Origin of the sequence: Intestinimonas butyriciproducens, assembly GCF_016901775.1 — a bacterium.
In the GTDB taxonomy this organism is placed as follows: Bacteria; Bacillota; Clostridia; order Oscillospirales; family Butyricicoccaceae; genus Pseudobutyricicoccus.
In genome coordinates, this window is record NZ_JACJKW010000033.1 from 1 (window position 1) to 14002 (window position 14002).

At 56.6% G+C, this 14002-nt stretch carries 11 protein-coding genes; 9 read left to right on the forward strand and 2 right to left on the reverse strand.

Translation table 11 applies throughout. The features are described from left to right. Window positions 1-133: 133 nt before the first annotated feature. Window positions 134-1363 carry an endonuclease Q family protein gene (locus tag H6A25_RS12140; protein ID WP_243423367.1) on the reverse strand — a complete coding sequence of 410 codons (1230 nt, stop codon included), beginning with the start codon at window positions 1361-1363 and terminating at the stop codon, window positions 134-136. A 196-nt stretch (window positions 1364-1559) separates the two neighbouring features. On the opposite strand from H6A25_RS12140, the gene H6A25_RS12145 reads away from it, so the two are divergent. The 9 genes from H6A25_RS12145 to H6A25_RS12185 all read left to right on the forward strand — a co-directional run bounded on the left by H6A25_RS12145 (window position 1560) and on the right by H6A25_RS12185 (window position 13266). After that, window positions 1560-2780, forward strand: a complete 1221-nt coding sequence (locus H6A25_RS12145; protein ID WP_204752385.1) for an argininosuccinate synthase — start codon at window positions 1560-1562, stop codon at window positions 2778-2780. A gap of 91 nt (window positions 2781-2871) precedes the next feature. After that, entirely contained in the window at window positions 2872-4269 is a 1398-nt protein-coding gene (argH, locus tag H6A25_RS12150; RefSeq protein WP_204752386.1) for an argininosuccinate lyase, read from the forward strand. Next, window positions 4266-4739, forward strand: coding sequence for a hypothetical protein (locus tag H6A25_RS12155; RefSeq protein WP_204752387.1), 474 nt, complete (start codon window positions 4266-4268; stop codon window positions 4737-4739). Before argH ends, H6A25_RS12155 begins: the two co-directional genes overlap by 4 nt. A 327-nt stretch (window positions 4740-5066) precedes the next feature. Continuing rightward, the gene (gene thrS / locus H6A25_RS12160) at window positions 5067-6827 is read left to right on the forward strand and encodes a threonine--tRNA ligase (RefSeq protein WP_204752388.1); all 1761 of its coding nucleotides are present in this window, start codon (window positions 5067-5069) and stop codon (window positions 6825-6827) included. A gap of 345 nt (window positions 6828-7172) precedes the next feature. After that, entirely contained in the window at window positions 7173-8519 is a 1347-nt protein-coding gene (locus H6A25_RS12165; RefSeq protein ID WP_204752389.1) for an alanine/glycine:cation symporter family protein, read from the forward strand. Between the two features lie 94 nt (window positions 8520-8613). Beyond that, entirely contained in the window at window positions 8614-10053 is a 1440-nt protein-coding gene (gene proS / locus H6A25_RS12170) for a proline--tRNA ligase (protein ID WP_204752390.1), read from the forward strand. 149 nt (window positions 10054-10202) lie between these two features. Then, window positions 10203-10673: a DUF4358 domain-containing protein gene (locus H6A25_RS12175; protein ID WP_204752391.1), complete on the forward strand. Its 471-nt coding sequence runs from the start codon at window positions 10203-10205 to the stop codon at window positions 10671-10673. A gap of 64 nt (window positions 10674-10737) precedes the next feature. Beyond that, window positions 10738-12138, forward strand: coding sequence for an MBOAT family O-acyltransferase (locus tag H6A25_RS12180; RefSeq protein WP_204752392.1), 1401 nt, complete (start codon window positions 10738-10740; stop codon window positions 12136-12138). Window positions 12139-12150: 12 nt separating this feature from the next. Further along, the gene (locus H6A25_RS12185) at window positions 12151-13266 is read left to right on the forward strand and encodes a DHHW family protein (RefSeq protein ID WP_204752393.1); all 1116 of its coding nucleotides are present in this window, start codon (window positions 12151-12153) and stop codon (window positions 13264-13266) included. Window positions 13267-13319: 53 nt separating this feature from the next. On the opposite strand, the gene H6A25_RS12190 is transcribed toward H6A25_RS12185, so the two are convergent. Beyond that, window positions 13320-13922, reverse strand: coding sequence for a hypothetical protein (locus tag H6A25_RS12190; protein ID WP_204752394.1), 603 nt, complete (start codon window positions 13920-13922; stop codon window positions 13320-13322). Between the last annotated feature and the right edge of the window lie 80 nt (window positions 13923-14002).

Here is a 14002-nt window from a genome sequence, read left to right on the forward strand (position 1 = left end):
CAAAGCAAAGCTAAAGGGCTTGCCGCCTGCAATTCACAGACAACAAGCCCTTTCAGCTGCTTGAACAATTTTTGATAGAAATATTGTCTAACTTTTTGGGGTCACTTCACCTCCGGGCAGTTCTTTTTTATTTTTATTTCATCTCTTTTCGTTCCTGCTCTGTGAGGAGGTGAAGTCTGCCATAGACCCCGTCATATCCCGGCTCCCAGCATACCTTTCCCTCTCTCAGATTGCAAAGCCCCTGGGCCACGCAGGCCCCGGCCACTTTCTCCACATCCGCTATCCTGGCCTGACGCAAAACAAAAAACTCTGGCCCCAGCTGGCAAAGCAGACTTTCATACAGCCGCTTCACTTTCACCGACGAGACCCCCACATGCAAAGAGGCGGCAATGGTCTCGGGCAAGGGAGCCAGGCTCTCATAGGGAGCAGTCTCTGTTTTTCCATCGCCGGACAGCTCCAGCACCCGATGGCACACCCCCACCGTCATCTTTTTGCCGCACACCGGGCAAAGGTTGCCCCGCATTTCCCCTTCCTCCGGCGGCATGGACACCCTGCAGACCCGATGGCCGTCCCAATGGTATTTGCCCTCCTGGGGAAAAAATTCAATGGTGCCCCGCCATCCCTTTTCTTCTCCCTGGCGGATGGCTTCCAGCAAATTCTGATAAGACAGGTCGATCTCCAGGAGACTGGCCTCCCTCCCCAGTTTTCCCGGGGAATGGGCATCGGAGTTGGAAATGAGCCGCAGCCCCCGGAGAGCGGGCACACCGGCATTCATAGGCGGGTCGGAGGACAGGCCGGTCTCTATGCCGTGGATATGCCCTGCCAGATCTCCGAAGCACTCTTCCAGAGTGGAAAAAGCCGAAAAAGCCCCGAACATGGAATAATGGGGCGTCCAGATATGGGCAGGGATCAGTTCTCCCTCCGCATCCGTGTCCAGCAGCATCCCCAGCAGATCCTCACTGTCCAGTTTGAGAATGGGCCGGCCGTCGGCATGCAGGTTCCCCACCCGGGAAAGTTTCTCCGAAAGCTGCTCCCCCTTTTCCAAAGAAGGCAAAAGCAGCAGATTGTGGACCTTCCGGGTCTTTCCGTCCCTTTTATAAACGGAGCTGATTTCCCCAGTGACCACAAACCGGGGGCTTTCTCCCTCATCCAGCAAACGGTAGGGCTTTTTCAGCACATAAAGCCCTTCTTCAGCAGGCTCCAGCTTTTCCCTCATTTCCTGCTGCCAGGCCGGGTGGGTAAAGTCTCCCGTCCCCAAAAGGCCGATCCCCTTCTTCCGGGCCCACAGATCCAGATGCTCCAGATCGGCCTCACGGCTTGTGGCCCGACTATAGCGGGAATGGATGTGCAGATCGGCAATCATCACATGATCCCCTCCTTTGGAGCCTATTATATTCCCTTTTTCAATGGGGTGCACCATGAATATTTAATTGCTATGTTGATATAATATACAAATTTCCTAAAAATCTCCGTCTGTCTTGTGTAATCTGCATATTGAATATTCATGCATATGATTGTATAATCAAGCCATCGTCAACAAGCAAACGGAGGTTTTACTCATGGATAAGAGCAAGATCAAAAAAATCGTGCTGGCCTATTCCGGCGGCCTGGACACTTCTATCATCATTCCCTGGCTGAAAGAAAACTACAACAATCCGGAAATCATCGCCGTGGCCGGTGATGTGGGACAGAACGACGAGCTGGAAGGCCTGGAGGAAAAGGCCATCAAGACCGGCGCTTCCAAGCTGTATATCGAAGATCTCACCGATGAAATGGTGGACGATGTGATCATCCCCTCCATGCAGATGGGCGCCAGCTATGAGCAGTATCTGCTGGGCACCGCTTTCGCCCGGCCCATCATCGGCAAACGCCTGGTGGAGATCGCCAAGAAGGAAAATGCCGACGCCATCTGCCATGGCTGCACCGGCAAGGGCAACGACCAGGTGCGTTTTGAGCTGGCCATCAAGCGTTTTGCACCGGATATGCCCATCATCGCTCCCTGGCGTGAGTGGGACATCAAGGGCAGAGACGAAGAGATCGACTATGCCGAAAAGCACAATGTGCCCCTGAAGATCAGCCGCGAAACCAACTATTCCAAAGATAAGAACCTGTGGCACCTGAGCCACGAAGGCCTGGATCTGGAAGATCCCGCCAACGAGCCCCAGTACGAAAAGCCCGGCTTCCTGGAGATGGGCGTCAGCCCTCTGGCCGCTCCCGACAAGGCCACCTATGTGACCATTGATTTTGAAAAGGGCGTGCCCGTGGCCGTGGACGGCGAAAAGATGAAGGCCAGCGATGTGATCCGCAAGCTGAACAAGCTGGGCGGCGAAAACGGCATCGGCCTGCTGGACATCGTGGAAAACCGGCTGGTTGGCATGAAGGACAGAGGCGTCTATGAGACCCCCGGCGGCACCATCCTTTATAAGGCTCATCAGCTGCTGGAAATGATCACCCTGGACAAGGATACCGCTCACATGAAGACCAAGCTGGCGGTGGACTTTGCCGACCTGCTCTACAACGGCAAATGGTTCTCCCCCCTGCGGGAAGCCCTCAGCGCTTTTGTGACAAAGAGCCAGGAATATGTCACCGGCACCGTCAAGCTCAAGCTCTATAAGGGCAATATCATCACCTCTTCCATCACCTCTCCTTACAGCCTGTATTCCGAGGATCTGGTGACCTTCGAAGAGAGCAGCTACGATCAGACCAACGCCACCGGCTTTATCAACCTGTGGGGTCTGCCCGACACCGTCCTGGCACTGCGGGATCAGGGCAAGCTGTAAACCATCGGCCCAACCATCTGAAAAAGTTCACGCGGGGCGGAGAAATTTTCTTCGCCCCGCCCTCTTACTGAAAAGAAGAAAGGGAAACAACATGAAACTTTGGTCCGGAAGATTCGGCAAGGACACCGATGCGCTGGTGGACGCCCTCAATGCCTCCATCCCCTTTGACCAGCGCCTTTACAAAGAAGACATCCAGGGCAGCCAGGCCCACGCCGCCATGCTGGCCAAACAGGGCATTATCACAGAGGAGGACAATGAAGCCATCCAAAAGGGCCTTACGCAGATCCTTCTGGACATTGAAAAAGGCGAGATGGAGTTCCGGCTGGATCAGGAAGACATCCACATGAACATCGAATCCCGGCTGACCGAGCAGATCGGCCAGGCAGGCAAACGCCTGCACACCGGCCGCTCCCGGAACGATCAGGTGGCGCTGGACTTCCGCCTTTTTGTCCGCCGGCATATCCCCACCGTCATCTCCCAGCTTCTCCAGTTGGAAAAAGCCATCTGTCAGAAAGCTGCCCAGCACAAAAACACCGTCATGCCCGGCTACACCCATCTGCAAAGAGCACAGCCCATCTCCTTTGCCCAGCATCTGCTGGCCTATGGGGCCATGCTGAAGCGGGATGTGACCCGGCTGGAAGACTGCCTTGAGCGATTGGACGAATGTCCTCTGGGCTCCGGCGCTCTGGCGGGCACCACCTATCCCATCGACCGGCACCAGACCGCCCAGGCCCTGGGCTTTGCCGCTCCCATGGAAAACTCCCTGGACGGGGTTTCCGACCGGGATTACGCCCTGGAGCTTCTCAGTGACCTTTCCATTCTGATGATGCATCTGTCCCGCTTCTCCGAGGAAATTATTCTGTGGTGCAGTTGGGAATTCAAATTCATCGAGCTGGATGACGCCTATTCCACCGGCTCTTCCATCATGCCCCAGAAGAAGAACCCCGATGTGGCCGAACTGGTGCGGGGCAAGACCGGCCGGGTCTACGGCAGCCTGATCACCTTGCTCACCGTGATGAAATCCCTGCCCCTGGCATACAACAAGGATATGCAGGAGGACAAGGAGCCGGTGTTTGACGCACTGGACACGGTGGAGATGTGCCTGCCGGTGTTCACCGCCATGATCGAAACCATGAAGGTGCTGCCGGAGAATATGCGCCGGTCCGCCGGCCACGGCTTCATCAACGCCACCGACTGCGCCGACTACCTGACCCGCAAAGGCCTTCCCTTCCGGGATGCCTACACCCTGGTGGGCCAGCTTGTGGCTCAGTGCACCGCCCAGAACAAGACCCTGGAAGAGCTGACTCTTCCCGAGCTGCAAAAGGCCTCTCCCCTCTTTGAAGAGGATATTTACCAATCTCTCAACCTGGAAAACTGCATGGCCCTGCGCGCAAGCTACGGCGGCCCCGCCCCGGCGGAAACCAGCCGCCAAATCGAGAATCTGGAAGCCTTTATCGCAGAGCACACCCCCAAAGAGGAAAGCAAATGAAGCCACTGGTCTATATTGACGGTCAGGAGGGCACCACCGGCCTGCAGATCCATCAGCGGCTGGCCTCCCATCCCGGCGTGGAGCTGATCTCCATCGCCTGCCCCGCTTCCTATCAGCCTCATCCCGATGTGCCGGCCTATGCCGAAACGGTGACCGATGCCAAATTTGTTATGACCCAGGATCCCATGGAAGCGGCCAAGGACGCCGATGTGATCTTCACTGATGTGTGGGCCTCCATGGGCCAGGAGCAGGAAAAGGCCCAGCGGGAACAGGCCTTTGCCGGCTTCCAGGTGAACAGCGAAATGATGAAGGTGGCCAAACCCGACTGCATGATCCAGCACTGCCTGCCCGCTCACCGGGGCGAAGAGATCACCGAAGAGGTCTTCGAAGGCCATGCCCAGGAGATCTTCGACGAAGCAGAAAACCGCCTCCATGCCCAGAAGGCCGTCATGGCCCTGCTGATGGGCTAAAATCCGCCTTGACAAGCCTCCTCACCGGTGATATAGTGTCCTTATCAAATTGGCTTTGACGAAGACGAAACCGCAAAGCACCGTTCAGAGAGGGATGCATTTTGCTGCGAGCATCCTGCGGCGGCTGCGGCCTGACCACTTCCGAGCTGCCCGCGACATAAGCGGGACGGGTCCTCCCGTTACAGAGGTCACAAGCGGCGCCTTTGGCGCAAGCAGGGTGGAACCGTGGGACTTTTCAGAGCCTCACCCCTGAAAAATTTCAGGGGCGAGGCTTTTTCTTATTTCTTCATCCAATATCCGCCGCCCCGCAAAAGGAGGAATTTTGCCATGAGCGAAAACCAAAGCAACCAGTACACCTTTGAAAACGAAGAATACCGCAAGACCTATTGGCACACCTGCTCCCACATCCTGGCTCAGGCCATGAAGCGGCTGCATCCGGAAGTGAAGCTGGCCATCGGTCCTGCCATCGACAACGGCTTCTACTATGACTTTGATATGCCCGAACCCTTCTCCGAAGATCAGCTCTCTGAGCTGGAAGCCGAGATGCGGAAGATCTGCAAGGAAAAGCTGAAGCTGGAACGGTTCGAGCTGCCCCGGGAAGAGGCCATCCGCTTCATGGAAGAAAAGGGCGAGCCTTACAAAGTGGAGCTGATCCAGGATCTGCCGGAAGACGAAGTGATCTCCTTCTACAAGCAGGGCGAGTTCACCGACCTGTGCGCCGGCCCCCATGTGGACTCCACCGGCCGCATCAAGGGCAACGCCATCAAGCTCACCGCCTGCAACGCCGCCTACTGGCGGGGCGACAGCAGCCGCCAGACCCTGCAGCGGATCTATGGCGTAGCCTTCCCCAAGAAGGAAGAGCTGGATGCCTACCTGGCCAAGATCGAAGAAGCCAAGCGGCGGGATCACCGGAAACTGGGCAAAGAGCTGGGCCTGTTCATGATGACCGAGGAAGGCCCCGGCTTCCCCTTCTTCCTGCCCAAGGGCATGGTGCTGAAAAACACTCTGCTGGATTACTGGCGTGAGTGCCACAAGCGCTATGGCTATGTGGAGATCTCCACCCCCATCATCCTCAACCAGGAGCTGTGGCATCGTTCGGGCCACTGGGATCATTACAAAAACAATATGTACACCACCAAGATCGACGGAGAGGATTACGCCGTCAAGCCCATGAACTGCCCCGGCGGCATGCTGGTGTATAAGAACCAGCCCCATTCCTACCGCGACCTGCCTCTGCGCATGGCCGAGCTGGGTTTGGTGCACCGTCACGAGCTGTCCGGCGCTCTCCATGGCCTGTTCCGTGTGCGCTGCTTCACCCAGGACGACGCCCACATCTTCATGACCCGCGACCAGATGAAGGAAGAAATCAAGAATGTGGTGCGGCTGTTTGACGAGATCTATTCCACCTTTGGCCTGACCTACCGCATCGAGCTGTCCACTATGCCGGAAGACCACATGGGCGAAGAAGAAGTGTGGCATTTTGCCGAGGACACCCTCCAGGCCGCCATCCAGGAGATGGGCAAGGAGTTTGTCATCAACGCCGGCGACGGCGCCTTCTATGGCCCCAAGCTGGACTTCCATTTGGCCGACTCCCTGGGACGCACCTGGCAGTGCGGCACCATCCAGCTGGACTTCCAGATGCCCGAGCGGTTTGACCTGGAATATGTGGGTGAAGACGGTCACAAGCATCGTCCCGTCATGATCCACCGGGCCCTGCTTGGCTCCATCGAGCGGTTCATCGGCGTCATCACCGAGCATTTTGCCGGCGCCTTCCCCACCTGGCTGTCCCCTGTGCAGGTGAAGGTGCTGCCCATCACCGACCGGACCCACGAGTATTCCGTTCAGGTGATGGAAAAGCTGACCGCCATGGGCCTGCGCTGCGAGCTGGACGACCGCAGCGAAAAGATCGGCTACAAGATCCGGGAAGCTCAGCTGGAGAAGATCCCCTATATGCTGGTGCTGGGCGACAAGGAAGAGGAAAGCGGCCAGGTGGCCGTCCGCAGCCGGAAAACCGGCGAGACCCAGGTGATGAGCCTGGAAGAGTTCATGGAGAAGATCGGCAAGGAAGTGGAGACCCGGGCCATCTGATATCTCTTCGAAAAAGCGGCGGTCTTCTGGAAATAAAATCTCCGGGAGATTCCGATAGTTAAAAGCAGATTGATGAGAAAAGACTGCCCTACCCCTCATCAATCTGCAAAAACCGGCGACCAGTGCGCCGGTTTTTGCACTTTTCAAGGGGCCAGTGTGGCCGATTGACCGCTGAAGGCGGCCAATCGGCTGCATGCAGACCCTTGCAAAAATTCGCACAAGGGGTATCTGCCCCTTGTGCGATGCCTCAATCCCCCAAAGGCGCTGCCTTTGGGGGATTTTTTCATAGTTTGCTCCATTTTCTCATAGTCTTTTCTGAGAAAACAGAAAAGCGAGGGACTGAAAATGGATCTGTTCTGGCAGCAATTTGACAAAATCAGCGCCTTTTTATGGGACCCCTTCCTTCTTTTGGCTCTGGGGGGCGCAGGGGTATTTTGCACGCTCCGCTTCGGCTTTGTGCAGCTGCGGGGCTTTTTCCCCGCCTGCCGCCAGGTGTTCCAGGGAGCCTTTTCCCAGAAGGCCTCCCAGGATGGCATGAGCTCCTTCAGCGCCCTGATGACCGCTGTAGCCGCTCAGGTGGGCACCGGCAATCTGGCGGGGGCCGCAGCGGCCATTGCCGTGGGCGGCCCGGGAGCGGTGTTCTGGATGTGGGTCAGCGCCTTTTTCGGCATGGCTACCGCCTTTGGCGAAGCGGTACTGGCCCAGAAATTCCGGCGGAAAGTGGACGGCACCATCACCGGCGGACCGGTCTACTACATCAAGGCCGCCTTTCCCGGCCTGGGCGGACGGCTGCTGGCGGTGATTTTTGCCTTTCTGGTGGTGTTTTCCATGGGCTTTGTAGGTGCCATGGTTCAGTCCAACGCCATCGGGGAATCCTTTCAGGCCGCTTTTGGCATCCCCCCGCTGTATACCGGCATCGCTGTGGCGCTTTTGTGCTTTGTGTCCTTTTCCGGCGGCATCCGCCGTCTGGCTGCTCTCACCGGGCGTCTGGTGCCTGTGATGGCCCTGTTTTATATGTTGGGCTCTGCATTTGTCCTGTTCCGCTTCCGTGAAAACCTTCTCCCCGCCCTTTCCTCCATTTTTGTGGGCGCCTTTGCTCCCCAGGCCCTGGCCGGAGGTGTCGTGGGCGTCACTGCCAAAAAAATCATGCGTCTGGGGCTGGCCCGGGGGCTTTTCTCCCACGAAGCCGGGGTGGGCTCCACCCCTCATGCCCATGCGGTGGCCCGGGTGGAGCATCCGGTGCAGCAAGGGTATGTGGCCATGCTGGGGGTTTTTATCGACACCTTTGTCATTCTGACCCTCACCGCCCTGGTGATCCTGGTCACCGGTGTCCTCACCCCCGATGCTTCCCTCACCGGCGCAGCCCTGACCCAGGCCGGCTTTTCGGCAGTGCTGGGAAAATGGGGCGGACCCTTTATCGCCCTGTGCATCTTCTTTTTTGCCTTCTCTTCCCTTCTGGGCTGGTATTTTTTCGGCGCAGCCAATGCCCGGTACCTCTTTGGAAAGCTGGGAATCGCTCCTTACCGGCTGGGGGTGTGCCTGTGCGTTTTTCTGGGTGCTTTGATGGATGTGGGAAAGATGTGGGAGCTGGCCGATCTGTGCTGCGGCCTGATGGCCCTGCCCAATCTGGCAGCTCTTCTGGCCCTCAGCGGCCTTTCCGCTTCCCTTTTGCATGAATACCGGGGGAGATAGTGGCTTTCCCTTGCCATTTTTCCAAAATACTGATATAATATTGACGCATTTTACGAATATGCGTCAATTTATGGAGCGATAAGAGGGATATAATATGGCAAACGACAAAAAAATGGTGCGGGAAATCACCCCCATGGATGAAGATTTCGCCCAGTGGTATACCGACATCGTAAAAAAAGCCGAACTGATCGACTATTCCAGCATGCGGGGCTGCGTTATCATGCGGCCCTATGCCCAGGCCATCTGGGAGAACATTCAGAAGATCTTTGACGGCATGATCAAAGAGACCGGCCATGAAAATGTGGCAATGCCCATTTTCATTCCCGAGTCCCTGCTGAACAAGGAAAAGGACCATGTGGAAGGCTTTGCCCCGGAAGTGGCCTGGGTCACTCATGGCGGCAGCGAGAAGCTGGAGGAGCGGCTGTGCGTCCGCCCCACTTCCGAGACTCTGTTCTGCGAACACTACGCCCACATCATCCAGTCCTGGCGTGACCTGCCCAAGCTGTACAACCAGTGGTGCAGCGTGGTGCGGTGGGAAAAGACCACCCGCCCCTTCCTGCGCACCCGGGAATTTTGGTGGCAGGAGGGCCACACCGCCCACGCCACCGAAGAGGATGCCCGGAAGGAAACCCTGGACATCCTGGACCTGTATGAAAAGCTGGCCACCGAATACCTGTGCATGCCGGTGATCAAGGGCCGGAAAACCGACCGGGAGAAGTTTGCCGGCGCCATGGAGACCTACACCATTGAGGCCATGATGCACGATGGCAAGGCTCTGCAAAGCGGCACTTCCCACTACTTTGGCGACGGTTTTGCCAAAGCCTTCGGCGTGCAGTACACCGACAAGGAAAACAAGCTCCAGTATGTCCATCAGACCTCCTGGGGCATCTCCACCCGTCTCATCGGCGGTATCATCATGACCCACGGCGACAACGAAGGCCTGGTTCTGCCCCCGGCCATCGCTCCCATCCAGGTGGTCATCGTGCCGGTGGCCGCCCACAAGCCCGGCGTGCTGGAAAAGGCCGCTGAAATCGCTGAAACACTGAAAAAGGCCGGCCTGCGGGTCAAGCTGGACGACAGCGACCAATCCCCCGGCTGGAAATATGCCCAGTACGAGATGAAGGGCGTGCCCCTCCGTCTGGAAATCGGGCCCCGGGACATTGAAAACGGCAACTGCGTGCTGGTGCGCCGTGACAACCGGGAAAAGACCGTGGTGGCTCTGGACAATCTGGTGGAGAGCACCCAGCAGATGCTGAAGGACTTCGCCAAGGCCATTTACGAAAAGGCCAAGGCCAACCTGGAAGGCAACATCACCCCGGCCCACAACATCCAGGAGATGAAGGACATCCTGCAAAAGCGGGTTGGCTTTGTCAAGGCCATGTGGTGCGGCGACGAGCATTGCGAAGAGGTCATCAAAAACGAAACCGGCATGCCCTCCCGCTGTATCCCCTTTGAGCAGGAGCACATCGATGATGTGTGCCCTGTCTGCGGCAAGCCTGCCAAACATATGGTGATCTTCGGCATCGCCTATTGATCCCTCAAAAAGCAGAAAAAGCGTCCGGATTTTCCGGGCGCTTTTTTGGGCGTTTTGCATAAAATCCATTTTCCTTCTCAAAATAAGAAACAAACGGCCTTCGGCCTGCGTCTAAAAGAATACTGTGACGAAAAGGAAGGATTTTATTTATGAAACGATGGCTGGCCCTTTACCTTTGTGCCCTTTTCACCTTTCCTCTCTGGGGCTGCACCCAGAAGGAGAGCAGTACCGACCAACCCCCCGATCAACTTCTGGAGAGCATGAAAGCCGCTGTGGGAGAAGAAAATCTGCCCATGCTCCAGGCGGGAGATGAAACTTTGCTGCAAAGCTTCTACGGTCTTTCCCCTGACGACCTCACATCCTACGCCTGGGAATTTGCCGCAATCAATGTGCGGGCCGACGAATTCTTTGTGGCCCAGGTGAAAGAGGGGCGCATGGACGCTGTGCGCAGTGCCGTTGAAAAGCGGCAGGCCGATCTGGAAAGCACCTGGAAGCAGTATCTGCCCGAAGTATATGACACGGTGAAGCAAAGCCGCACCGTGGAAAAAGGGGATTTTATCCTTTATGTGGTATCGCCCCAGGCCGACGAGGCCGTGGCGGCTTTTGAAAAGGCATTCTGACCGGCGGGCCGGGGAAGCCGGCCCCATCTTTTTTTGAAAAAATGCAAGTAGGAGCGTTGGCGCGATGGTTTTCAGCAGCATACTCTTTTTGTTTCTCTATTTGCCCCTGACGCTGGGCATCTATTACATAACCCCCCGCCGGTGGCGGAACCTGGCCCTGCTGGTTCTCAACCTGATCTTCTATGGTTGGGGCGAGCCCATTTATGTTCTCATCATGATCTTTTCCATTTTGGTGGATTACAGCCATGGCCTGCTCATTGCCCGCCACCGGGAAAACGACCGGTTCTGCCGGAAAGTGGTTGCCAGTTCGGTGATCATCAACCTGGGGCTTCTGGTCTTTTTCAAATACTATGACTTTATCGTCACCAATCTCCGGGCCATTTTCCCCGCCCTGAGCTTTTTGGAGCCTCTGGGTCTGGGTCTGCCCATCGGCATTTCCTTCTACACCTTCCAGACCATGTCCTATACCATCGATGTCTACCGGGGAGACGCCCGGGCCCAGAAGGACATTGTGTCCTTCAGCACCTTTGTCACCCTGTTCCCCCAGCTCATCGCAGGCCCCATTGTCAAGTATAAGGATGTGGACGATCAGCTGCGGGAGCGCCGGGAAAGCGTGGAGCAGTTTGCCCAGGGTGTGCAGACCTTTGTGTGCGGCCTGGGCAAAAAGGTGCTGCTGGCCAATAACATCGGCGCTTTGTGGGAAGTTTACAAAACCATGGACCCCTCTTCCCTGTCGGTGCTGGGAGCCTGGCTGGGCATTGTGGCCTTTGCCTTCCAGATTTATTTTGACTTCTCCGGCTATTCCGACATGGCCATCGGCTTAGGCCGGATGCTGGGCTTTGAGTTCAAAATCAACTTTGATTACCCCTATATCTCCCGGAGCATCACCGAGTTCTGGCGGCGCTGGCACATTTCCCTCAGCTCCTGGTTCCGGGAATATGTGTATATCCCTCTGGGCGGCAACCGGAAAGGTCTGCTGAAAACCTACCGGAACATCTTCGTTGTGTGGATGCTCACCGGCATCTGGCACGGCGCTTCCTGGAACTATGTGTGCTGGGGTCTGTTCTTCGCCGTGCTTCTGATGGTGGAAAAGGCCTTCCTCCTTTCCATCCTGAAAAAAGCCCCCGCCGCTTTGGGCCATATCTACACCCTGTTTCTGGTGCTCATCAGCTGGGCCCTGTTTGCCAATGAGGACATTTCCCGGGCCTTCGGCTATATCGGCGCCATGTTCGGCGGCGGAAACGGGCTGTGGGACAGCGCCAGTCTGTACCGGCTCTGTTCTTACCTGCCGTTGCTGCTGATTCTGGTCCTGGCCAGTATGCCTTTGGGCAAAAAACTTTGGCTGCGGCTCAAGCCCTCCCATCGGTGGGGCGCGGCCATGGTGCTGTGTTTCCTGGGGCTTTTGCTGTCCACCGCCTATCTGGTGGACGCCTCCTATAACCCCTTCCTCTATTTCCGCTTTTAGGAGGATCGATTTATGAGCAAAAAACAATCCATTGCCCTGTGCGGGCTGTTCGTCCTTTTTATCCTGGTGTGTGCCGTCCTCAACCTGTGCTGGCCTGACCGGGAGTTTTCCCCCATGGAAAACCGCACCCTGGCCCAGCGGCCGGATTTCTCCTGGAAGGGCCTTTTCTCCGGCGAGTGGACCCAAGACTTCGAAACCTACCTCACCGATCAGTTCCCTCTGCGGGACACCTGGGTGGGGATGAAATACATCTGTGAGCGGGCCATGCTCAAGCAGGAAAACAACGGCATCTATTTTGCCGGCGACCGGCTGATCGCCCGGTTTGATCCCCCGGATGAAACCCGGGTGGAACAAAACTTTACTGCCGTTGACGCCCTGGCCCAGAACACCGGCCTGCCCACCCGCTTTATGCTGGTGCCCACCAGTGCCTATATCTATCAGGATGAGCTGCCTGCAAACGCCCCCAGCTATGACCAGCAGCAGCTTCTGGACCGGGCGGCAGCTCTCCAGCAAGCGGAGAACATCCCGGTTCACCAGGCTCTTCTGGACGCCCGGGAGGAATACATCTATTACCGCACCGATCACCACTGGACCACAAAGGGAGCTTATCTGGCCTATGAAGCCTACATGAAGGCCGCAGGACGGGAGGACGAGATTCTCACCCAGGAAGAGCTGGAAGCCGTCAAGCAGGAGACGCCGGATTTCTACGGCACCCTATACAGTCAGGCGGGAGCGCGCTTTTATGAGCCGGACACCATCACCTGGTATGATTTCCCCGGCCTGACCATGGAGCAGCCGGACAAGGAGCCTTCTTCCATCTATGACCGGTCCTATCTGGATCAGAAGGACAAATACTCCCTGTTCTTCGGCGGAAACCCGCCGGCCCTCACCATCCGCAACGAAAACCCGGAGGCCCACGGCACTCTTCTGGTGGTCAAGGATTCCTTTGCCAACAGTCTGCTGCCCTATCTGGCCGAAAGCTATGAGGAGATCCATGTATTCGATCCCCGGTACAACCGCATTCCCATCAGCGAATACGCCACCCAATGCGGCGCCGACGAGATCCTGGTGCTCTATCAGACCGGAAACTTTGCCGAAGATGTGAATGTGGGGCTGCTCAGCCGCTAAAACCAAAACAGCAAAAAGGCCTGCCGCAATTTGCGGCAGGCCTTTGTTTTTCTTTAGCCTTGGGGGACTTCCACTTTCATTTCCCCATAAAACTTGCCCTTGTCTCCCACTTCCACATAACCGGTGTAAGTGGCCGACTTTTCATCGGTGGAAAGATCTCCGGTCACCGATTGACCCGTGACGGCCTTATCATCCCGGGGCAGCAGCCAGATGTCTTTCAGGCTTCCCTGCTCCTGGGAAGTGATCAGGCCGGTGGCCTCATTATAATACACCGTGCCTTCCAGAGTGAAAAAGACCCAGGGGCCGTCTGCTCCGGTAGTTTGAGCAAATACGGCGGTTTTCTGCACCTGGCCCTCTTCGGCCTTCACCGTCTCATGCCAGGCTTTGGCGGTGTTTTCCAGCACATAGCTTTGCACTTCGCCCCATTTTTCCGCCTTGGCCCAGTCCTGGGTGTCCTCCATTACCTTCTGGGTGATATCCGCCCCTTGGGCATCCTGGAAAGTGTAATTTTCTTGTTCTTCCTGATAAAAGGGGCGAATCCATTGGAGGAAGGCTTCGTCCTCCTTTGCTCCGGCCGCATTGCGCCACCAGAAGAACACACCTACCACGGCCACAATGACTACCAGCACCACAGCCACCAACATTTTCTTTTTCATTTTTGCCCCTCCTTTGTCATTAAAATATTTTTCATTTTATTATAGTATAGCAGTGGGGGGGGGGGGGGGGGGGGGGGGGG